Here is a 22,387-nt window from a genome sequence, read left to right on the forward strand (position 1 = left end):
AAAGTTTTGGTGACGCCTCTATGCAGAATGAGAATAAATCGCGGGATAGATATGTAGAAGTATCCGCAGACATTGACGTAAAGCGCATCTTGCGGGTCCTTTGGAGTCGTTGGTACTGGGTTTTGGGGGCTTTAACCGTCACAACCGTTAGCTGTATTATCTTTTTACAGGTAGCCAAGCCGCGCTATGTGGCCGAAGTACTTTTGAGATACAATGAAAAACAAACCGAAATAGATGAACTAAATAAACTCATCCAACCTGACGCCAGTGTTCAGGAATACCTAACCGAAAAATACGTTATCAAATCAGAAGAGGTCATCAACGGTGCCGTAGAGCGCCTGAAATACCCTTTTACGTTTTATAGTGAATCTACCTTCCTAACCGAAGATGTTTATCCGTTTAAGCCCTTTACGGCCGAAATCATCTCGTATGAATCGAGCGAATATGAGTACGGCAAGTTTGAAATCCAGCCCAGCGGCGTAATTACGTATAAAACAGAATTCAGCGAAGAAATCAGTCGTTTTGACTTGGCCAAAGATACCCTGATTGCGGTCAAAGGCCTTTCGTTCAAAGTCAATTCAGTGGCTACATTCACCCAAGATTACGGGTTTACTTACAATGATATTTACGCCATGCGAGAACGCATGGACAACCTGATTTACGTGGATGAAGCCGAGCATAACATGCCGATTCTGACTATTTCTTTTACGTACCACAATCGAAAATTTACACAGGATTTTTTGCAAAACCTGATTGAATCCTACCAAAAATACAACCTCGAACAAAAGAAACGTTCTTCCAATCTGACCATCGATTTTATTCGTGAACAAATCAAAATCTACTTTGATGCGTTGCGAAAATCATCTTCGGAACTGGAAAAGTACAAACAGGGCCGGTCAGTGCCCAATTTACAGGCGTCGATGTCGGACGTAATGAGTCAGATTACGGGTTTCAAAACCCAAAAAAATATGCTCGAAATCCAGAAATCCTACATTAATCTTCTGGAACAAAGCCTTTCCAACCGTTTTGAACCTATCAATATTGGCAACATTGGCCTTGACAACAACAGCGACGGCGTGCTCGTAAGGTTGGTGACGGAGCTAAACAAACTGATTTTGGACCGAAAGGGACTCACCATAGGCAAGAACCTGAGCGTAAACAACCCCGTTGTCAAAGCCACCGACGATGAAATTGAGCACCTGCGCGAGCAAATTTTGAGTAATATCAAACTCCAACGCCAAAAAAACGAAGGCACCCTCAAAATCATCAACGAGAATTTATCCCTGCTCGAAAGCCGTATGAATGCGCTGCCTTCTGTGGAGCGCGAGTTGAGCTACCTTCAAAACGACCGCGACGTCAACGAAAAGATCTACCTTCTTCTAATCAACAAAGAAATCGAAACCTCCATCGTGAAGGCAGGAATGCTGCCTTCCTTTACGGTGTTAACCAGAACCGATTCCTACAAAGTATATCCCCGAGCTGCCCGACTCTTATTATTATCTATTATGCTTGGTTTGCTCATAGGCATGGGCTCCATCTTTCTGGCCCGCTATCTCAACGGAAAGTTTACCGAAATTCCCAAAATCGGTCAGAATAGCAACGTCAATTTACTGGGCACTATTCATCGTTACGGGGAAAAAGTACAAAACAACGAAAAAGACCTTTTACACTTTTTAGACAATCGCTCGCTCTTTGCCGAGTCGGTCAATAGCGTACGAACCAATCTCAATTTCCTTATCACCAGTGAGGATACGAAAGGGAAATTAATCGTGATTACCTCGGAAGTATCGGGCGAAGGAAAATCTTTTGTGACAATTAATCTGGCAACCTCGCTGACCAAAGTAGGCAAGAAAGTCTTAATTATTGTCTCAGATTTACGTCGCTCAAAACTGCATCGTTTTTTCAACAACCCCAATAAAGTTGGACTCAGCACCTTTCTGACTGGGAAAGCCGAAGATTACCAAAAGGTGATTCAACACTCTGTGATTGAAGGTTTAGACTACATTCCTGCGGGTCCAGTGCCTTTTAATCCCACGGAACTCATTCAGAATGAACGCTTCGAAAATATGATTGAAGCCTGCCAAGAAGAATATGATTTTGTATTGATTGACACAGCTCCCATTGGTTTAGTTTCCGACAATATTCCGTTATTGAGAAAAAGTGATTTGGTGATTTTCATCATCCGTTGGCTGTATTCAAACGAAGAATCGTATTTGCTCGCTGACCAAATCACGGAAGAATTTGACCTCAAGTCAGTGGGCGTTATTGTCAACGATTTTTACAGAGATGACCTTTATGCATCATTGGCTTCAGCTTCTTACTATGCTTCCAAGGGCTATGGTTACAGTTATAAGTACACGTATGATTACTATGGAAAATCCAACGGCTATTACACCGATGAAGGCGAAAAAGGCAAGTCGCTGTTCAAAAGAGCAGGGCAATGGATAAGAAAGCTATTCAGTCGTACCTAAATGCTTAGCAAACCCAATAATTTTCATTTGATTCGCTTGTTTGCCGCCACACAAGTGGTGCTTTTGCATGCACGGTATCATTTAGCGATTGGGCTTCCACAAGGTTGGGAAATAAGTATTGACTTTCTGAAACATTTCAGTGGCGTCCCCATTTTTTTTACGGTCAGCGGTTTTTTGATTCTTTGGAGTTTTGACCGGCAGCCATCTCAATGGCTCATTTATGTCAGAAACCGGCTGTTGCGTATCTTTCCAGGATTATACGTATGCTTGTTGGTAACGATTCTTGTACTGTTGTATTTTTTAGGCACAGAACCCTTTCAACAAAACCCGCTCGGCTCGGTTATTTGGATGGTGGGGCAACTCACCCTGTTTCAATTTTACACCCCTACTTTTTTGCATGATTTTGGCGTTGGCGTTCCCAATGGTGCCCTTTGGACCATCCCTATCGAGCTTCAGTTTTATGTTTTAGTTCCCTTCATTTGGTACGCTTGGCAGCGATGGAAGCGATGGGTTATCTGGGTTATCCTTGGGGTCTCTGTACTGTTTTACAGTCTTTTAAATACTTTTAGTTTACCCAATTCTATGCTGCATCAGCTAGCCAAAGTGAGCGTTTTTCCTTATTTATATAATTTTGGATTTGGAATGTTATTTTATGTCTACAACCGCCAATTAAGTCCTTGGATAAAAGACCAGTTTCTCGTTTGGTTAGGCATTTATGTACTCTATATCGGCGTTTTTTTCTACACGTTCGGTTTTTATATCCCGAGCTATACGCCCAACGCTTGGGGGATGGTGGCCAATATTCTGCTTTCGTGCGTCACCATCAGCTTTGCTTTTAGTTTTCGAGCTCTTTCAACCCGCCTTTTGGGAGAAGAAGACATCTCTTACGGCATCTACATTTATCACATGATTATCATAAACATATTTGTGGAATTGGGTCTAGTAAAACAAGTTCAGTTTTATTTGGCAGCATTGCTCTGCACGTTTTTGGCAGGATTGATTTCATGGAAATGGTTTGAAAAACCTGCTTTACGGCTAAAAAACCACATTAATCCACAGGACGTTGATACATTAGGAAGTTAAAAAACCTTTTTTATTTGTTTTGGCATTGTTGTTGTTCCGCTTTTAGCAAGCTTGAATAAAAGCTTGTCAATGACTTGTCAAAAAATAAAGAAAAAAGGCGTAATTAGTCCATTTTAGCCCTTTAAGCAACCAAAAAAGACAGGGCAGCGCTAAATAGACGAAATGACTTAACACCAAGCGGTTAAGAAAATAATTAAAAAAATTAGTGATAAATGGATAGAATTCAGGAAAAAAATAAATAGTTCTTTTTGACTTCCAACAGTTTTCCTAATTTTGCAGTCCAATTTGAAATCAATGGTAATGAGCAACAAAGACACAGATTCTGGTTTAGAGTTCTTGGAGAGCCCGGAAGGCTTAGCGGGGGAGTTAACCAAGTTCGAGAAAAACCTCGAAAAAAACCGTAATATCTTTTTTATTGTAGGTGGCGTAATAGTAGCAGCTTTGGCAGGATGGTTGGGCTATCACTGGTATGTAAACAGCCAAGATGAGCAAGCACAAGCGGTTTTGTTCAACCCAGTATTTGCCGTAGAATCTGACTCTCTCAATAAAGCCCTCAAAGGCAGCGGCGGAAATCCTGGTTTACTGGCCATCGCTGACGAATACAGTGTTACGCCTGCGGGAAATCTGGCCAACTTTTATGCGGGTACTGCTCTTCTGAAGCAAGGTAAGTTTGACGAAGCCATTGAGCGTTTAAAATCGTTCAGTTCTTCTGATTTGCTTGTACAGGCTCGCGCTTACTCACTCATTGGCGATGCTTATATGGAAAAAAACAACGCCGAAGAAGCCATCAGCTATTATCAAAAAGCCGTTGATTATAAGCCGAATGCCTATTTTACACCTATGTACATGGTCAAGTTAGGTATCGCGTACGAAAAAGCGAAGAAGAATCAGGAGGCCATCGATGTATACGGCAAACTGATCGAAAAATATCCACAATCGTCCGAAGTTCTTAACGCGAAGAAGTTTAAGGGCTTGCTCGAAAGTGCAGCAGAATAATCATTTCATTATGAAATAAAACAGTAAGGGATAAGACTCATCGGTTTTATCCCTTTTGCTTTTTCAACACACTTTGTCCCACATTTAACACCCCAACATTTCCCATGAGTTTACTTACGGTTGGTTCCGTTGCTTTTGATGCGCTCGAAACTCCTTTTGGCAAAACGGATAAAATTATCGGCGGCGCCGCTACTTATATCACCCTTTCGGCTTCTTATTTTTCTACAAAAAACAATTTGGTCGCCGTTGTGGGAGACGATTTCCCACAAGAAATGATTGGGTTACTCCAAGATCATGGAGTTGACACCGAAGGATTACAAATCAAACAGGGCGAGAAAACGTTCTTCTGGTCGGGCAAATACCACAACGACATGAACAGCCGCGATACCGTTGAAGTACAACTCAACGTAATGGCAGAATTTAATCCCATCATCCCTGATTCTTACCAAGACTGTCAATACCTGATGCTTGGCAATACCGCCCCGGCCATTCAACAAATGGTGTTGGAGCGTATCACAAAGCGCCCCAAATTGGTCATGCTCGATACCATGAATTTTTGGATGGATATCGCCATGGATGACCTTAAGTCAGTTTTGAAAATGGTAGACGTATTGACCATCAACGACGAAGAAGCACGCATCCTTTCGGGCGACTACTCACTGCGCCGCGCCGCCAAAACCGTAATGGCGATGGGCCCTAAAACATTGATTATCAAGAAAGGAGAACACGGCGCACTGTTATTCCAAGGCGACCAAGTCTTTTTCTGTCCTGCATTGCCGTTGGAAGATGTTTTTGACCCAACGGGTGCAGGCGACACATTTGCGGGTGGTTTTATCGGTTATCTTGCCAGTACCGACGACATCAGTTTTGAAAACATGAAACGTGCCATCGTATACGGTTCAGCAATGGCCTCTTTTTGCGTAGAAAAATTTGGTTCCGAGCGAATCGTTGGCCTGACTCAGGAGGAGATCACCGCTCGTGTGCAGGAATTTGTACAGTTAGCACATTTCCAGATATAAAAAATCAGTACTCTCAAGTCTGATTAAGGTCGGGCTTGAGAGATTTACCTTAATCGTTCGATGTTATGAATTACCCCATCATTCGCCGTCCGCGTCGCAATCGACAGTCGGAGGCCATTCGAGCCTTAGTACAAGAAACGGCCGTATCGGTCAATGACCTCATTTATCCTATGTTTATTATGGAGGGTCAAGGCATTAAGAGTGAAGTCAAATCAATGCCAGGTATTTATCGATACTCCCTCGATACGTTGTTGGAAGAACTCAAAGAAGTAACGGATTTGGGTATCAAATGCATTGATTTATTTCCCAATTACTCAGAAGACAAAAAAGACACTTTTGCGACCGAAAGCTACCGCGAAGGCACCTTTTATCTGGACGCTCTGAAGGCGGTAAAAGACAATTTCCCCGAGTTGGCCTTGATGACCGACGTGGCGATGGACCCATACAGCAGCGACGGGCATGATGGCTTGGTTAAAAATGGAAAAATCCTTAACGACGAAACCCTCGATATTCTCGCAAAAATGGCTGTGGCGCAAGCCCGCGCTGGCGCTGACATTCTCGGTCCGAGCGATATGATGGACGGGCGCGTTGGGTATATCCGTCAGGCATTGGATGCAGAAGGTTTTACCGACGTCAGCATTATGTCGTATTCGGTCAAATTTGCCAGTGCTTTTTACGGCCCTTTCCGCGACGCGCTCGACTCCGCACCGCGTTTTGGCGACAAAAAAACCTATCAGATGAACCCCGCCAACGTACGCGAAGCTCTAATCGAAGCAGCACTTGATTACGAAGAAGGTGCTGATTTTCTGATGGTTAAACCCGCATTGGCGTATTTGGATGTTATCAAAACCTTAAATCAGAATTTTGATTTGCCCATTGCTGCCTATAATGTATCTGGAGAGTATGCCATGATTAAAGCAGCGGCCCAAAACGGATGGTTGGACGGCAACCGCGCCATGCTCGAAACTCTACTATCTATTCGTCGAGCGGGAGCCAAAATTATCCTGACGTATTTTGCCAAAGAATTTGCCCTTTTGCAAGCGTAAAGTGCAACAATTTTCGGCTTTTCTAAGCGTTTAGACATGTATTAAGGTTAAAGGCTACGGTCATTTTATTTTTTTAACCTTAATAACGTTTATTTTACACCTAATCATTGTTTTAGTGTAATGAAAAAACTCATTGGTGTTTTTTTACTCGCAGGGTTTTTAGCAGCGGGCTGTCGTCAGGATGAGCCACAACCCAAAAGCATTTCAGATATTTTACTCGAACAGGACGACCTCGGAATGCTGCGCGCGGCAATTACCCACGCAGGCTTGCAGGATGCCTTCAAAACCAGTACTGTAACGCTTTTTGCGCCGACCGATGAGGGTTTCAAAGCGGCGGGGTTTGCCGATGCTTCCGCTATTACAGCCTTACCCGCCGAGCAAGTCAGGGCGTTGATTACGAACCATGTCATTACTTCCAACTACCCATCGACAAGCATGTCGCTTGGCACGCACAATCCCGTTAGCATGATGTCAAAATCCAGACTTTATCTAACGTACAACGATGGAATTGCGTACTTGAATCAGGCGCGAGCCAGCAAATTGGATTTGAATGCCACAAACGGCGTTGTTCACGTAATCAACGGTCTCGTCCGGATTCCTCAACAGACCATAGGCCAACTCCTAAAAAATACGCCTGAATTCAGTCTGTTCCGGGCGGCACTCTTAAAAGCCGTAGCCAGCGAAGCTCGTTTGAGAATCTTTACTGATTCTACAGGCGCTAACCCCATTGATCCTTCCTACACGTTATTCGTGCCCACCAATCAAGCTATGGAAGCTGCTGGACTCAATTTAGCAAGAATCAATTCATCGGCAGTTTCTTCCGCTGCTTTGGCCAATTTAGTCTCATATCACATTGCATTGAGTCGGTATTTTTCACCGACACTGCCTTCTGGCAGCCTGCCAATGTTTAATGCCGTGTACGTAACCCGTATTGTAAAGTCAGCCACAGGGATAAAAATTGCGGACGAGCTAACCGCTGCCCCCGCCACCACGGCCAATGTTGTGAGAGCAGATATAACGGCTACCAATGGCGTCATTTTTGCCATTGATCATGTTTTATATACTAAACCCTAAATCGGGAACATAATTACCCTAAAAATTGTATTAAACTTGTTGCCAATCAATCAATAAACGCATGAAAAGTTTAGTCGCTGCCCTAGTCCTGTTTTCGGTTGTCCTCACAGGATTTGTAAAATCTGAACAACCTTCTGAATCGGGTGATAAATTTCGCTATCGGGCACTTACTGGAAATAACCCCGTGAAAATCACTTGGGAAACCCTGCGTGATGTTACTTTTAAGAAAAAATGGTACCCCGAGGAGTCCGTTTACATGCTTTACCCTACGTTTGGTCCCAATGTCAATAAACTCAATGGTAAGGAAGTATTGTTGACTGGGTATATTTTGCCGATTGATGTAGAATCAAATCTGTACGCGCTTTCGGCCTTTCCGTTCAGTGCGTGTTTCTTCTGCGGCGGGGCGGGTCCAGAATCGGTAGTTGGCTTGAAGTTCAAGAAAAACGGACGTAAATTCAAAACCGACGAACGGCATACCCTACGCGGCGTGATGAAGCTCAATGCCGATAATATCTACGAATTGAACTACAATATCGAAGGGGCCGAAATAGCGGAAGAGTAATTCTTTTACCGACTCAGCACTTTTATAAATACGTCCACGTTTCGGCCCTTATCGTCGCTACAGGATATTTTTACTTTTCCCACAGGGGGCTTTACAAACAAAGCTGTCTGTGGGTTTGTTTTTTGAATCAATTTATCATTGATGTACCAGTAGACCTCCCGTACGTCGTTGCTGGCCTGACAGGCCAACTGCAACTCCTGATTTTCGAGGAAATATTCACTCCCATCATTCGGGCTCGTAATTACGGGGGCACCTACCTCAAACACGCGTGTACATTTCGGATTATGCGGCGGAATTCGTTGGAAAGGAATATGGTTTAATTCGTTGTAGGCAATTAATTCGGGGGCCATGTTTGGGTATAATTTCCGCACGTAGCCGCTGTCGGGAATACACTGAGTACAGTACGAAATTTCAGCGTTTTTATCGGTCAATACCCATTTCAAATGTTGGCATTTACGCGTGGACGAGATGCCCATGATGGCGTAGTCGAGGATTTGGTGCGTACAAAAATCGCTCGGTACGTCGCCGCTTTCAGCGCATACTTTTCGGCGCGTAATATCGGCGGCGGGTTTGAACCAGCCCGTAGGCGAATTATAATCAACAGCGTTGAAGACATCAAACAATAGCGGGGTGGCAATGTTGGCCCCATTGAGTTCGGGGACGCCCACACCCGAAAAATTTCCTACCCACACGCCGACAGTATAACGGCGGTTGTAGCCAATGCTCCAAGCGTCTTTTTTACCATAGGAAGTCCCTGTCTTCCACGCAATACGCGGCAAATGGTAGGTATTATCAAAATTGTTGGGCAAATCAGGACGAGTAATTTGGGTTAAAATCCCGTTAATCAAATAGGCCGATTCGGGAGAAATAAGTACTTCTCCTTTTGATTTTTTGGTATCTGCCGAATAATTTAAACCGTGTATTTTTCCTCCATTGGCAAAACTTGTAAAAAGGCGCGTCAGCTCTTCTAACGTGACTCCACAACCGCCCAAAATCATGGAAAGCCCCAAGTCTTTGGACTGTTTTTTCACGGTTTGAAAATCTGATTTTTTCAGATAACCAATCAAAACACTCGGGGTCAGTTCTTTTAACACCTTCACGGCCGGAATATTGAGCGAATTGGCCAAAGCAAACTCAATCGTCACTTTTCCATTGAAACGACGGTCAAAGTTTTCTGGCTCAAAACCACCGAAATTGGTCGGCACATCATTGATGGCTGACTTGGGCGTAATCATTCCTTTGTCAAACGCAATGGCGTAGAGCAGGGGCTTTAGGGTACTACCCGGCGAGTGTACCGCTCTGATACCATCCACCTGTCCGCCATCGTACGGATTGTTAAAATCAGCCGAGCCTACGTAGGCTTCCACGCGCATGGTTTCATTATTGACCACAATGACCGCAGCATTGTGAATGTCCATACTTTGCAGTCGATTGACATAATTTCGGGTCATTTGCTCTACCTGTGCCTGCCGGGTCGGCAAAATTGCAGTTCGGATAATGGGCGTATTTTTATGCTCTTTTCTCAAACGAAATGCCAAATGAGGAGCCAACTTGGGCGCTTCGCGACGATAGGCATTCAGGGGTTCGTTGATGGCATCGGCAATGACTTGTTTATCAAACAAGGCGGCTTTTTCAAATCGACGAAGCCATTTGTTTCGTTCCTGAACAATAAAGACATTTTTTCGACCCAATCGCAAACTTGAAGGGCGATTAGGAATGATGGTCAACGTTGTGATTTCGGCCAAACTCAGCAACTGCGGTAGTTTTCCAAAATACAGTAAAGACGCTGATTTCATGCCTTCAATATTGCCACCGTAAGGAATTAGATTGAGGTAGAGTTGCAAAATTTCGTCTTTGGAATAATGCAATTCCAACTGCATCGCCCTGAAAAGCTCAATTGCTTTGCTCAAATACGTGCGCTGTCGAGGCTCCAACAAACGCACTACCTGCATCGTAATTGTAGAAGCGCCTGAGCTTCTACGCCCTGTCATTGTATTTTTAAGGAAAGCCCGCCCTAAGGCAAAGGGGTTAAATCCAGGATGATAATAAAAATAACGGTCTTCTTTTTGGAGAATAGTTTGTCGAAGTACGGGCGTAATCTCCTCCAACTCCGTATACAATCTCCATTTGTCATCATCATTCAGAAAGGCGTGCAGAATCGTCCCATCTGAAGCAGTAATAAGCGTTGAGTAGCGCGGAGAAACCTTAAAAGGAATCGCAACATCTAACAGTAAAAAAAGCAGAAAAGGGGTTATAAATAGCCAAAAACGGGAAGGACGAAGCCATTTTTTCAGTACGTTAGAAGATTTTTGGCCACCTTCTTTCATTAACTTGAATGCCTTCCACATCGCTACTGCCCCAATTAAAATTATACTTCCTCCAACAACGTTCGGAAAGAAACATATCTATTCAGAAAACGTAGGTGATGTTTATCCTGAAATTCTTTTGCGTGGAGTTGGTCGAAAGTAAAATAATCTTCCATGGTCTGAAAATAGTACTGACACGAGAAGGTCGTTCCTTCGTTGTCTATTTCGGTCAACAGCTTTAATACCTTATTGCCCATCGGCAATCCTGTGGCCATAATCTCGGGGATATGAACGTTTTTCATCCATTGCAGCCATTCCAACTCCAAGGCCTTATCTATGTTTACAGTAACACTGTGAAGAATCATATCAATTGTTTTTTTGTTCTCTAATTAGCGCAATATTTAAAAAAATGAGCGATTATTCGTCACAACAAAAAAATAATCTTGATTTCTTTGGCGTTTCAGGAGAAACTGGTAGCTTTATCAACTGCTCAGGCAGTCTAAAGCGTCCCTCCAATTTTAAGACCTGTCCAATGGACTATAAGGCACTCAAAGAATTGGTCAGACAGGGTGAAGGCAAACGGGTAGAGTTTAAACTCAAAAGCAATCACCCCGAGAAAATCGTCCGAGAAGTGGTGGCTTTTGCCAATACTGACGGCGGGCGTCTCCTCATCGGCATCGGCGATGACCGCACTATTAAAGGCCTCAAATACGTCGACGAAGACGAGTACCTTCTGACACGGGCCATCGAAAAATACTGCTCCCCTGGCATTGAATACTCCATTGACCGCATTCCCGTTGGCGAAGAGCGCGACGTGCTTGTGTTTACGGTGTATCCCAGCAAAGGGCGCCCGCACTACGTATTGCAAGAAGCGGAACACCCACGCGTGAATACGACCTTTGTCCGCAAAAAATACGTCCCCCAAAAAAATACCAATCAGGTGCGTAAAGCCTATGTACGCGTTGCCGACAAGTCCATTCAGGCGAGTTGGGAAATGCGGGAGATTTTACGCCGTAAGAGCGACGACCGCAATGTTCAGTTCAGATACGGAGAAAAAGAGCGCAAGCTCATGCAGCATTTAGATCAACACCAAAGCGTAACGGTCGATGTATTTGCCAACATTGCCAACATTCCCCGAAATTTAGCCTCCAAAACCCTTGTGTTATTGGTCCTCGCCAATGTGCTGGAAGTACATCCCGACGAAATGGTTGACCGTTTTACCGTCGCAGGATTTTAATAAACCAAAAATCCATCACCCTCAGAAAGGATGATGGATTGTATACTACCTAAACCTCTACCATTATATTTTTTTTCGGAAAGCTCCGAAATTAAAAATACTTGGTTGTACCTCTTATAACTTCCGTACAGCCAAATTTGTTCCGTAAAAACAAAAAACACCCCTTTTTGTTATCAAAAGCCTCAAATTATTGGTTTTTGAGGGGATTTATTTTTTGATTTTTTCTACGCTATTTTACTTCTACGGTATCCATAACCAAAATAAATGATTAGCCCCGCCGCCATCCATGCAAAAAATACAAACCATGAATTAACAGGAATTTCAATCATCAAGTAGCTGCAACAAAGCACTCCCAACACGGGAATCAAAGACCATTTGCGCAGAAAACTAAAAACAGAAAAGGCAAAAGAGAGAAATACAAAAATCAAAAACAGGTATTCTTGGTGTTGTTCATTGCCAAAATGCGAAAAGCCTCCAAAGATTCTTTCTCGAGTAAGAAAGGCAAACACAATCCATAAGGCTGGCACAATAAATTGGCCATTGATGTAAGGTAAACTAAAGGATTTTTTAACCGTACGGCTTTCTCTTGGCAACACCAACACACCACCGCACACCAACACAAACGCAAACAACGTACCGATGCTAGTCAAATCTGTTACCAAAGAAGCATCCATAAACAACGCGGGAATTGCCACCAAAAAGCCCGTCATAATCGTTGCAAAAGAGGGCGTACTGTATTTGGGGTGAATTTTACTGAAAGCCTTCGGCAGCAGTCCGTCCCGACTCATGCTCATCCAAATACGCGGCTGACCTATCTGAAATACCAACAATACACTCGTAGCCGCCACAACGGCACTAACTGAAACAAAATAACCTACTTTCGGCTGACCAATCTTATCAAATACATACGCCAATGGGTCGGCTACGCCCTGAAACTCCGAATAATTGACCATGCCCGTAATAACCAACGCAATAACGATATAAATCACGGTACAAATAATCAACGAATAAATCATTCCTCGGGGTAAATCGCGCTGCGGATTGGCGCATTCTTCCGCCGTGGTTGAAATGGCATCAAAGCCGATGTAAGCAAAAAACACCGCCGATACGCCTTTCAACACGCCTCCAAATTCGTTGGGAAAGAAAGGCGTCCAGTTGTCGGTATTGATAAAAAATACACCGACCACTACCACTACCAACAGCACAAGAAGCTTTAAACCAACCATTGCATTGGCACTTTTCTTGCTTTCTTTGATGCCAATATAGGCTAAAATCGTGACCAAAATCACAATGACAAAAGCGGGTAAATTAAAGATCAGCCTTGTATCTCCCACCATAGGAGCGGCCGTCCAAGCCAGATTTTCGAGCGGCTTACCTGCTGCCTGTGCTGCTTCATAGAGTTTAAGTGCCGTTGTGGTATCGGTGACCATCCAGCGCGGCAAAACGATGCCGATTCCCTGTAAAATATTATCGAAATAACTACTCCACGATATTGCGACCACGATATTGCCGATGGCATATTCTAAAATCAATGCCCAGCCGATAATCCAAGCGACCACTTCGCCAAAGGTGACGTAAGAATAGGTATAGGCACTCCCTGATACGGGAACACGGGAAGCAAATTCGGCGTAACACAGGGCCGTAAATCCACAAGTAATCGCCGTAATGACAAATAAGAAAATAACGCCCGGCCCTCCGTCATAAGCGGCAGCGCCAATCGTTGAAAAAATCCCTGCTCCGATAACCGCCGCAATTCCCATCGATACCAAATCACGAACCCCAAGGATTTTTGACATTCCGCCGTTGGAATGGCTCTCAGCTTCGGCATTTTTCAGAATTTGCTCTAATGATTTTTTTCGAAAAAGGGAATTGTTCATTTGAAGTGTTGTTTAGGGTTTAGCTTGCTTTTAAAGCGGGTAAAAATAGGAATTATTACGACAAATCTCGCCAAAAACTGATTTTTTGGTGTAAAAGACACTTTTTTATCAATAACATTAAAAGGTATAGCAGAGAAGATAAAATGGATTTTCAGCCTACAAAAACGTTCATTAATCCCAGCTGATTCACCGACTTTTAGCCGCTATGTAGTCTTCCCACGTATCAATATCCGACAATGTCTCTAACAGATAATAACCCGCAGAATCATTGTTATGTTGACTCATTTGCGCTAAATCAGTGATGGTTTCTTGTAGGAGCGTTGGTTGACTCCATGATTTGTTTTCAAACAAACTTCGATGCAGGTCTTTCATTCCCAATAAGTAATAACCTCCGTCGTCGGCTGGGCCGATGACCACCTCATGGGTTTCCAATGCGGCAAATGCACTTGATAAATGCTCAGACCGAATGGCCAAACAATCACTTCCTACAATAACGACACAATCAGCGATTTTCAATTCTGTTTCAAATGCCGCTTTCATTCGGTCGCCTAAATCGGGGCTTTCACATTGTAGTTTCTTTTCAAAAAAAGGCGCATTCCACAGATCATTGTCGTTGATAAAATCCCCGTAGTAAACACAAACCCGTTTTTGGGTAAATTCAACGGCATCTCCTATCCATTCTTTCATGACATTTTTAGTATGTTGAAGCAACTCTACGTATACGTTCACAGCTTTTTCATTGCCTACCGTAGCCGCCACACGCGTCTTCACTTTACCTAAAATCGGGTTTTTAACAAAAACAATAACTGAGTAAATCATTCGTTTGGGTTGGATAGTTGAAAGAAAGATAGTAAGATTGATAAAAAAATAGAACAATTGAGCAGTTCATACGCATTTATGAAACATTTCCTTTGGATAGCCCTTATCCTGATCACCGCCACATCATACGCCCAAGACGTTGCCTTTAAGAAAATCATTGCCAATCAAAAAGTTGACCCCACGCTAGCTACCCTCACCGAAGCTGAACAAAGTGAGTCGGGCGTCGTGCTCAAAAATCAACTTTTCATCGAATATACGTTTGATTCATTGGGGCAGTTTTCCTGCATTCAGGGAATTTATAAGCGGATTCGTATCAATGACTCCAAAGCCATTGAAATGTACAACAAAATCATCCTTCCCGTTCCCAACACCAATGACCTCCTTTATCTGAAAGCCAGAAGTATCAGCAAAAACGGCACCGTCAAGGAAGTCGGACTGGAAGCCGTGAAAGAATTGGAAGAACAGGGCCGGGTGTATAAAATTCTAGCCGTTGAAGGCATCGAGGCGGGCGGAGAACTAGAGTACATCAGCTTATTCAGACGTAACAGCACACTTTTTGGCTCCGAAATCCTGCAAAGCGACATTCCAGTTCGTACGTCTGAATTGAAAATCATTACGCCTTCTTACCTACAATTTGAGGCCAAAGTGTACAATGCGCCCGCTACCATTGGGACAGACACCTTGAATGAAAAAAGAACCACTACCGTTTTGGTTAATAATCTAAAACCCATTCACGAAGAAAAATACGCCAACATAAAGGCCAATTTGGTACGAGCCGATTACAAATTATCGTACAACCTCAGCCGAGGCGAAGAACGACTGTATACTTGGCAAAGCGCCGCCGAAACGTTTTTTGATTATTTAAGAACGGGGCTCGAAGAATCTAAAAAGGCCGTAGATGCGGTATTGGTCAAGGAAAAAATCAAAGGGCTTGCCCCCGAAATGGCGATTAAGAAATTTGAAAATTACGCCAAAACCAACATTGCAGTCAAAGAAGAGGAAGATGCCGAAACGGCTTCCGCTATTTTACAAAAGCAATACGCATCCAAAGCGGGCATGATGCGCCTGTACATCACGGCGTTGGAATCGCTCAATATTCCGTACGAGATTGTCGTAGGAACTAGTCGTGCCAGCGCGGTTTTTGACAAAGAGTTTGACTCTTGGAGTTTTTTGGATGAATATTTACTTTATTTTCCTACCACCAAAAAGTTTCTCGACCCTGGCAGTCCTATTCTACGGTATGGTATGGTTGACCAATTTATGGAAGGAAACTACGCACTCTTTATCAAAAAGAAAAAAGCGGGCACCGAAACAATTCCAGAAGGAGAAATTCGGCTCATTCCTTTTTCCACAATCGCCGACAACCACGACGACTTGGCCATGGAGGTATCTTTTTCTCCCACTATGGATCAGGTTCAGGGGAAAGTAACTCGCCAAATGACGGGGCATCAGGCGGCACAATTACGCCCTTACTACCATTTTGTAAAAGCTGAAGAAGAGCGCAAAAACCTGACCAATGAAATCATCAAATCGACACTCAAGCCCGATGTAACCTACACCAACGTCCAAATCAAAAACACCAATCTCAACAGCGACGAAGTATTTAAACCATTTATTTTATCTACCGATATGGTACTTAAAAGCGTTTTGGAACGCGCTGGTAAAAAGTATTTATTTAAAGTAGGCGAGTTGATTGGGCCACAGGTTGAAATGTACAACGAAGGCGCTCGTCAGTTTTCGATTGATATGGGCAATGCCCACTCTTACAAACGGGTGATGAAGATTCGGATTCCGGAGGGTTATAAAGTAAGCGGCTTAGAAAGCCTAAAACGTTCTATCACTGATGGAAAGGCCGATCCCATCATGGGTTTTGTTTCTGACTATAAGATGGAAGGAAATTTATTGACCGTTACGATTGATGAGTACTACAAGCAGGTTTTACAGCCGCTTGAAACGTACGATATTTTCCAAAAGATTATCAATGCTGCGGCAGATTTCAACAAAGTGACGCTCTTATTAGAGAAAAAATAAAAGAATCATCCGGAAACTATAACTTTGTTTTCTAATCATACCAGCGCAATTCTGGGCGATTTTGACCTAAACATTCATTTTTCCATCGCTTCCAATGAACTTGAAATTTTTTGTCTTACTGCTCATTTCGGGGTCTGTTTTCATGGGTTGTGTATCTTCCAAACCTGTACGCTCCACCACCGTTGATGCTTACAGCAATTACGACGAGGATTTGTCCGCAGTAAGGCCCAAATACAAAGAATCTTCCCCTGTCGAAACGGCCAAAAAGCCCGAAGTAAAACGGGTTTTGTCGGACCAACCCCTGCACGTAAATCGTAAATTGGATGCCGTAGTGGACACCATCGCTTCCAAAAACCGCGCCATTCGTTTTGCTTCAGGGTATCGTATCCAAATTTATGTGGGCAATACGCGCAAAGAAGCCGACGACGCGCGCCTGTTTACCTATCAAACTTTCCCAGAATTAAACCCCTACTTGGTCTACAGCCAACCCACTTACCGCGTCAGAATCGGCGATTTTATGACACGTTTGGAAGCCGAACGTTATCTACAACAGGTACGCAGCCGTTACGAAAGTGCGGTCATTTTGGCTGAAAAGATTGATTTAAAGAAAAGTTTAATGGTAAAATAGCTAAGTTTGCTGTTTCGTTGTTCAATAATTCTATATGAGAAAACGCGCACTAATTACAGGGATTACGGGTCAAGATGGTGCTTATCTGGCCGAATTTTTACTACAAAAGGGATACGAAGTACACGGTATCAAGCGCCGGAGTTCTTTGTTTAATACCCAGCGGATTGACCACCTTTATGCCGACCCGCACGAAACCGATGTTCGTCTTTTTCTTCACTACGGCGACCTTTCTGATTCTACCAATATCATTCGTTTGATTCAGGAAATTCAGCCCGATGAAATCTATAACCTTGGGGCACAGTCGCACGTTCGGGTGAGTTTTGAAGAACCAGAATACACCGCACAAGTGGATGGATTGGGTACTATGCGCATTTTAGAGGCCGTTCGTTTGTTGGGTATGACGCAAAAAACGCGCATCTATCAGGCTTCCACTTCTGAGCTATATGGCTTGGTACAAGCCGTTCCGCAGTCAGAAACCACTCCTTTTTACCCACGTTCTCCGTATGCCGTTGCCAAGTTGTACGGATATTGGATAACGGTCAATTACCGCGAAGCCTACAACATGTACGCCGTCAACGGGATTTTATTCAACCACGAATCTCCTTTGCGCGGCGAGACGTTTGTGACCCGTAAAATCACCCGTGCCGTAGCGCGGATTGCATTGGGCTTACAAGAAAAAGTATTTTTGGGCAATCTAGACGCGCAGCGCGACTGGGGCCACGCCAAAGACTATATAGAAGCCATGTGGCTGATGCTTCAGCAAGATACGCCCGAGGATTTTGTAATTGCCACGGGAGTCACAACACGCATCCGCGATTTTGTGCGTATGGCGTTTGATGAAGTAGGCATTGAACTTGATTTTGTGGGCGAAGGCGTTGATGAAAAAGCAATTGTTTCTAAATGCAACAACCCCGATTATCAGCTACCGATTGGAAAAGAAGTGGTGGGAATTGACCCGCGTTATTTCCGTCCTACCGAAGTGGAGTTGCTCATCGGCGACCCAACCAAGGCAAATACAAAATTAGGCTGGATTCCTAAATATGATTTGCCTGCTTTGGTAAAAGAAATGATTGAATCAGACTTAGATATATTCAAACGCGACCAGATTTTGGAACGCGAAGGGCACCGTCCGCTAAATTACTTCGAATAATTTTTCAGAAAACCGTTCACAGTCAAGTAGTTTAGCCTTTTACTGTGAACGGTTTTTATTTTAACCAATCTCCTGCATCCGCTGCCGTGCAGCTTCATAAATCACCATTCCCGCCGCTACCGATACATTCAGCGAAGCGACTTTACCTTTCATCGGAATTTTGATGTTCATATTCGACCGGCGAATTAGTTCAGGCGAGACCCCGTCTTCTTCCGAGCCCATGATGATGGCCGTAGGCGTTGTAAAATCAACATTGGTCAAAATTTGGGCGGCTTTCTCAGTACAGGCAATCACCTGCACCCCGCTGTCCTGTAGATACTGTACGGTGTCCATCAAATTATTTTCACGACAAACAGGCAAGTGACTCAGCGCGCCCGAGGAAGTTTTGATGGCATCGCTATTGATTTGAGCCGCCCCACGCATCGGAACGACAATTGCATGAACGCCCATGCACTCTGCCGAACGGGCAATGGCACCAAAATTGCGCACATCCGTAATTCGGTCTAGCATTAATAACAATGGCACTTCGCCTTTTTCAAAAATCCCTGCCAGTATATTATGCAGCGATACATAACGAATGGCTGACACAAAGGCAATAACGCCCTGATGGTTTTTACGCGTAATCTGGTTCAACTTTTCCATCGGAACGCGCTGAACGGGAATACCCCGCTCAATGGCCATTTCCAGAATGTCGGCAAAACTTTGCTCCCGAAACACGATTATTTTGTCAATTTCCTGTCCTGCCTTTAGTGCTTCAATCACTGGCTGAGTACCGAAAACCAGTTCTTTCTCCCGCGTTTTATCGACGGGTTTTGTAGTATGAATTGTCCTTTTTTTAGGATATTCGTTTCTTTCAAATGCCATTTTATTAACTTTTTTTAGCAATCACCATCGCCATTCCGGGGATGGTAAAATATCGAATCGTTTTATATATTTTTAATCCTGCGGCCCGTTGCCACGCCTGAATTTCCTGCACTGTCCAATTTCCAGACGTGCTGGTCAGCCCAAAAAATAGGCTGCTTGAACTGCCCACTAATTCGGGCGTACTATCCAACGCAGGACGAATAAATTCATTGACAATAAAAATGCCGTCTTTGCGCAAACTACGCGCTACCCGCGCGGTTAACTCCTGATTTTGTGCCTCCGTAAAATGGTGGGCCACGTTAGACAAAAGAACGGCATCGTATTGGTTTTCCCCCAAATCATCCGTCAGTGCGTTACCTGCCCGGCAGGTAATCCTACTCCGAACATCCTCTGGAAGCGATGAATTTTCGATAGCTTCGGGCAAATCCAAAATGATTGCTTCAAGATTAGGCAATTTACGACAAAGTGCAGCGGCATATTGACCGTTGGCTCCGCCAATATCCAGCAAACGCGTCGCTTTTTTGGAAATAGGAACTCTTTTTTCAAACTCCCTTACCTCCGACTTGGCCACCGATTGCATGGCATCCTGATACAGCTGCCATTGTTTTTCGTCAAACACCTCATGTGATTCCATTCCCTGCCCAGTACGAAGGTAATTCCCTAAATTGCTCACCCAATCCCAAGCTACACGATTATTATAAACCGCAATGGCATGTACCGAATGAGGACTTTCTGATACAATCCATTTTTGGGCCATCGACGTTAAGCGAAATTGGTCATTATCAAATGACAGATACTCCATCGACACCAACAATGTCAGCAATTGTGCAGTAGGTCTCGGATGTAAATGGCAGGCTTTGGCAATGGTCTCCGACGTATTTTTTCCCTGATGAATGGCATCAAACACGCCCGCGTCCGCCGCTTCCATCACGGCTTTAGCCATGATAAAATACATCTGAACGTGCAACAGCGGAATGGGCACCTGATTGGTTTTCAGGGCTAGCCATTCCAACGGATTTTCGGGAGCGACGCGGAGTTGCATATAGTACTGGTTAGCAGTAAGCAGTTTTCAATAAGCAGAAAAATTATTTTTCAGCAAAAAACCCGTCTGAATAGTTTCAGACGGGTTTATGCCAAGTTTTTTCTGTAAAAATGCTTATGCTTCGGCCAGTTCAGGCAATTCAATATGAACGAATGACTTGTTGTCACGTCCGCGAGAGAATTTCACTGTACCGTTTGCCAATGCAAACAACGTATAGTCACGGCCAACACCTACGTTGCGGCCTGGGTGGTATTTAGTACCACGCTGACGCACGATGATGTTACCGGCTGTAGCAGGCTGGCCACCGTAGATTTTAACGCCAAGGCGCTTACTTTCCGATTCACGACCGTTTTTAGAACTACCTACACCTTTCTTGTGTGCCATTTCTTTGGGTATTTTAAAATTTTAAGATGCGATTAATTAAGGAATTAGCCGACAATTGCGTCAATTTTCACTTTCGTTAATGACTGACGGTGACCGTTTTTCTTCACGTAGCCTTTGCGACGCTTTTTCTTGAAAACAATCACTTTTTCACCTTTAAGGTGCTCAACGATTGTGGCTTTTACACTAGCACCGGTTACCGTCGGTGCGCCAATGCTGATGGTTCCTTCGTTGTCCACCAACAATACTTTTTCAAATACGAGCGCAGCGTCCACATCTCCTTCCAAACGATTGGTAAAGATTTGTTGGCCCTCTTCAACTTTAAATTGCTGTCCCGCGATTTCTACGATTGCGTACATGTTATTTTCGATTAAAACAGTTTTTTCCAAAAATGGAGTGCAAAAATAGCGGTTTCGGAAAAAATTACCAAGCTATTTTAAAAAAATATCGGGTCATTACCCAGATTTCCCTCTATTTATCTTAAAACCTGACACTCAGGGCAATAATACGTTGTGCGCCCTCCTACCTGTGTCTGCGCAATTTCCACTTTATTGCACGGGCAGCGTTTGTGTCGCAGTGCGTCTTCGTAGGGAGATACGTCCCATTCGCGGGAGTGAATGAGGAAGTGTTGGGGAAAACGTCCGTAGTTGGCCTCGTGCTCAATGGCCGTTTCGAGTACGAAGCGCGTAGCAGTGAAAATCCGCTCTATTTCCTCGTCCGTTAGCCGATTACTCAGTATTTCAGGATGAATTTTGGCCTGAAACAGTACCTCATCCACAATCCAGTTTCCAATACCTGCCACCGTACTTTGGTCAAGCAAAACGGGTTTGATAAAACTCTTCCGTTTTCTGATATTGTACGTCAACTCTTCTAGACTTATATCAAGCGCGTCGGGTGCGATTTTTTTCTTTTTGAGATAAGCCTCTATGTTTTCTACCAATCCAATGCGCTCAAATTTGCGCGGACAGATAAACCCCAAATTGAATCCTGACTTAAAAATAAACACAATCCGCGCATGGCGCGGTCGGTCGAGCGACGAATGATAATACTCCAAATCACCCGTCATGCCGAAATGCATGTGTAGCGTACTGCCGCCGTCGGTATAAATAAAGAGATTTTTCCCTACGCGTTTGGTACTGACAAAGGCCTGACCAATAAGCTTTTCGGTAAGCGTAGCGTAATCGGTGGTGAGGAGTTTCTGGTCTTCTACGTCGATGGCTTCGATGGGCTGGTGAAGAGAGGTAGCTTCAAAATAGCGTCGATAGGTTTCTACTTCGGGAAGTTCGGGCATGGCATAACTTAAAAATAAGTGCTGATATATATCAAACTCAAATTTCCGCCATTTTGATTAAGATATCCAACTCTTTTTTACTTTCCAATTCCTGCTTATTCGATCACTTTAGGCACCCTGAAATAGGTTCCATCTTGTGAGGGAGCATTGTACAAGCCCTGCTCACGGGGCAGGTGATTTCCAACCACATCTTCACGCATGACATTGATTTCGGACGAAATATGCGTCAACGGGGCTACATTATCGGTGTCAAGTTCATTCAGATGCTCCATCCACGAAAGTACATTTTCTAGGCTTTGGAGTAAGGGGGCTTCTTCTTCGGGGGTGATTTCCAAACGTGCCAAGTTGGCAATCTTGTGAAGGGTGGCTTTATCGATTTGCATTGCTTAATTTTTTTACAAAATTAGGACTTTATCCACAATTTGGGTGGATAAGTATTAAATTCCACGGAAAACGGTCTCCTTGGGTTTACATTATAGGGTCAATCTATTTTGTGTTTGCAAACAGCAT

The 22,387-nt window shown here is 43.8% G+C and carries 21 protein-coding genes; 11 read left to right on the plus strand and 10 right to left on the minus strand.

The annotated features are described in order from the left end of the window. Positions 1–20 precede the first annotated feature (20 nt). The 7 genes from DR864_RS16385 to DR864_RS16415 all read left to right on the plus strand — a co-directional run bounded on the left by DR864_RS16385 (position 21) and on the right by DR864_RS16415 (position 8,251). A complete protein-coding gene (locus DR864_RS16385) occupies positions 21–2,471 on the plus strand; it encodes a GumC family protein (protein ID WP_114067999.1) in 2,451 nt (816 codons plus the stop codon). Then, a complete protein-coding gene (locus DR864_RS16390) occupies positions 2,472–3,554 on the plus strand; it encodes an acyltransferase family protein (protein WP_114068000.1) in 1,083 nt (360 codons plus the stop codon). Between the two features lie 300 nt (positions 3,555–3,854). Next, entirely contained in the window at positions 3,855–4,550 is a 696-nt protein-coding gene (locus DR864_RS16395; protein WP_114070319.1) for a tetratricopeptide repeat protein, read from the plus strand. Positions 4,551–4,654: 104 nt separating this feature from the next. Further along, positions 4,655–5,569: a PfkB family carbohydrate kinase gene (locus DR864_RS16400; RefSeq protein WP_114068001.1), complete on the plus strand. Its 915-nt coding sequence runs from the start codon at positions 4,655–4,657 to the stop codon at positions 5,567–5,569. A gap of 65 nt (positions 5,570–5,634) precedes the next feature. After that, positions 5,635–6,615, plus strand: coding sequence for a porphobilinogen synthase (hemB, locus tag DR864_RS16405; RefSeq protein ID WP_114068002.1), 981 nt, complete (start codon positions 5,635–5,637; stop codon positions 6,613–6,615). Between the two features lie 120 nt (positions 6,616–6,735). Beyond that, positions 6,736–7,689 carry a fasciclin domain-containing protein gene (locus DR864_RS16410; protein WP_114068003.1) on the plus strand — a complete coding sequence of 318 codons (954 nt, stop codon included), beginning with the start codon at positions 6,736–6,738 and terminating at the stop codon, positions 7,687–7,689. Positions 7,690–7,750: 61 nt separating this feature from the next. Beyond that, positions 7,751–8,251, plus strand: coding sequence for a DUF3299 domain-containing protein (locus DR864_RS16415; protein ID WP_114068004.1), 501 nt, complete (start codon positions 7,751–7,753; stop codon positions 8,249–8,251). A gap of 5 nt (positions 8,252–8,256) precedes the next feature. Here the strand turns inward: DR864_RS16415 and pbpC are convergent, their stop codons facing one another. Both pbpC and DR864_RS16425 read right to left on the minus strand, forming a co-directional pair. Beyond that, positions 8,257–10,599, minus strand: coding sequence for a penicillin-binding protein 1C (gene pbpC, locus DR864_RS16420; RefSeq protein WP_229599402.1), 2,343 nt, complete (start codon positions 10,597–10,599; stop codon positions 8,257–8,259). 20 nt (positions 10,600–10,619) lie between these two features. After that, positions 10,620–10,922 carry a DUF4286 family protein gene (locus DR864_RS16425; RefSeq protein ID WP_114068005.1) on the minus strand — a complete coding sequence of 101 codons (303 nt, stop codon included), beginning with the start codon at positions 10,920–10,922 and terminating at the stop codon, positions 10,620–10,622. A 167-nt stretch (positions 10,923–11,089) separates the two neighbouring features. On the opposite strand from DR864_RS16425, the gene DR864_RS16430 reads away from it, so the two are divergent. Beyond that, positions 11,090–11,794, plus strand: a complete 705-nt coding sequence (locus tag DR864_RS16430) for an AlbA family DNA-binding domain-containing protein (RefSeq protein WP_229599593.1) — start codon at positions 11,090–11,092, stop codon at positions 11,792–11,794. Between the two features lie 224 nt (positions 11,795–12,018). Here DR864_RS16430 and DR864_RS16435 read toward each other — a convergent pair whose 3' ends face one another. Then, positions 12,019–13,671: an amino acid permease gene (locus DR864_RS16435; protein WP_114068007.1), complete on the minus strand. Its 1,653-nt coding sequence runs from the start codon at positions 13,669–13,671 to the stop codon at positions 12,019–12,021. Between the two features lie 186 nt (positions 13,672–13,857). Continuing rightward, complete coding sequence (locus DR864_RS16440) at positions 13,858–14,490, minus strand: TIGR04282 family arsenosugar biosynthesis glycosyltransferase (RefSeq protein ID WP_114068008.1); 633 nt, start codon at positions 14,488–14,490, stop codon at positions 13,858–13,860. Positions 14,491–14,568: 78 nt separating this feature from the next. Here DR864_RS16440 and DR864_RS16445 point away from each other — a divergent pair, with 78 nt between their 5' ends. The 3 genes from DR864_RS16445 to gmd all read left to right on the plus strand — a co-directional run bounded on the left by DR864_RS16445 (position 14,569) and on the right by gmd (position 18,299). After that, positions 14,569–16,521, plus strand: a complete 1,953-nt coding sequence (locus tag DR864_RS16445) for a DUF3857 domain-containing protein (RefSeq protein WP_114068009.1) — start codon at positions 14,569–14,571, stop codon at positions 16,519–16,521. A 94-nt stretch (positions 16,522–16,615) separates the two neighbouring features. Then, entirely contained in the window at positions 16,616–17,149 is a 534-nt protein-coding gene (locus DR864_RS16450) for an SPOR domain-containing protein (RefSeq protein ID WP_114068010.1), read from the plus strand. A gap of 34 nt (positions 17,150–17,183) precedes the next feature. Continuing rightward, the gene (gmd, locus tag DR864_RS16455; RefSeq protein ID WP_114068011.1) at positions 17,184–18,299 is read left to right on the plus strand and encodes a GDP-mannose 4,6-dehydratase; all 1,116 of its coding nucleotides are present in this window, start codon (positions 17,184–17,186) and stop codon (positions 18,297–18,299) included. 60 nt (positions 18,300–18,359) lie between these two features. On the opposite strand, the gene rlmB is transcribed toward gmd, so the two are convergent. The 6 genes from rlmB to gatC form a co-directional block, all read right to left on the minus strand. Then, entirely contained in the window at positions 18,360–19,163 is an 804-nt protein-coding gene (gene rlmB, locus DR864_RS16460; protein ID WP_205319120.1) for a 23S rRNA (guanosine(2251)-2'-O)-methyltransferase RlmB, read from the minus strand. 4 nt (positions 19,164–19,167) lie between these two features. After that, positions 19,168–20,205, minus strand: a complete 1,038-nt coding sequence (locus DR864_RS16465; protein ID WP_114068012.1) for a methyltransferase — start codon at positions 20,203–20,205, stop codon at positions 19,168–19,170. Between the two features lie 114 nt (positions 20,206–20,319). Beyond that, positions 20,320–20,589 (minus strand): 50S ribosomal protein L27, encoded by a 270-nt coding sequence (rpmA, locus tag DR864_RS16470; protein WP_114068013.1) that lies wholly within the window; start codon positions 20,587–20,589, stop codon positions 20,320–20,322. A 44-nt stretch (positions 20,590–20,633) separates the two neighbouring features. Next, positions 20,634–20,945, minus strand: a complete 312-nt coding sequence (gene rplU, locus DR864_RS16475) for a 50S ribosomal protein L21 (protein ID WP_114070322.1) — start codon at positions 20,943–20,945, stop codon at positions 20,634–20,636. A gap of 116 nt (positions 20,946–21,061) precedes the next feature. Beyond that, entirely contained in the window at positions 21,062–21,877 is an 816-nt protein-coding gene (locus DR864_RS16480; protein ID WP_114068014.1) for an Fpg/Nei family DNA glycosylase, read from the minus strand. A 95-nt stretch (positions 21,878–21,972) separates the two neighbouring features. Further along, positions 21,973–22,260, minus strand: coding sequence for an Asp-tRNA(Asn)/Glu-tRNA(Gln) amidotransferase subunit GatC (gatC, locus tag DR864_RS16485; RefSeq protein ID WP_114068015.1), 288 nt, complete (start codon positions 22,258–22,260; stop codon positions 21,973–21,975). Positions 22,261–22,387: the final 127 nt, after the last annotated feature.

The organism is Runella rosea (genome assembly GCF_003325355.1).
Classification (GTDB): domain Bacteria; phylum Bacteroidota; class Bacteroidia; order Cytophagales; family Spirosomataceae; genus Runella; species Runella rosea.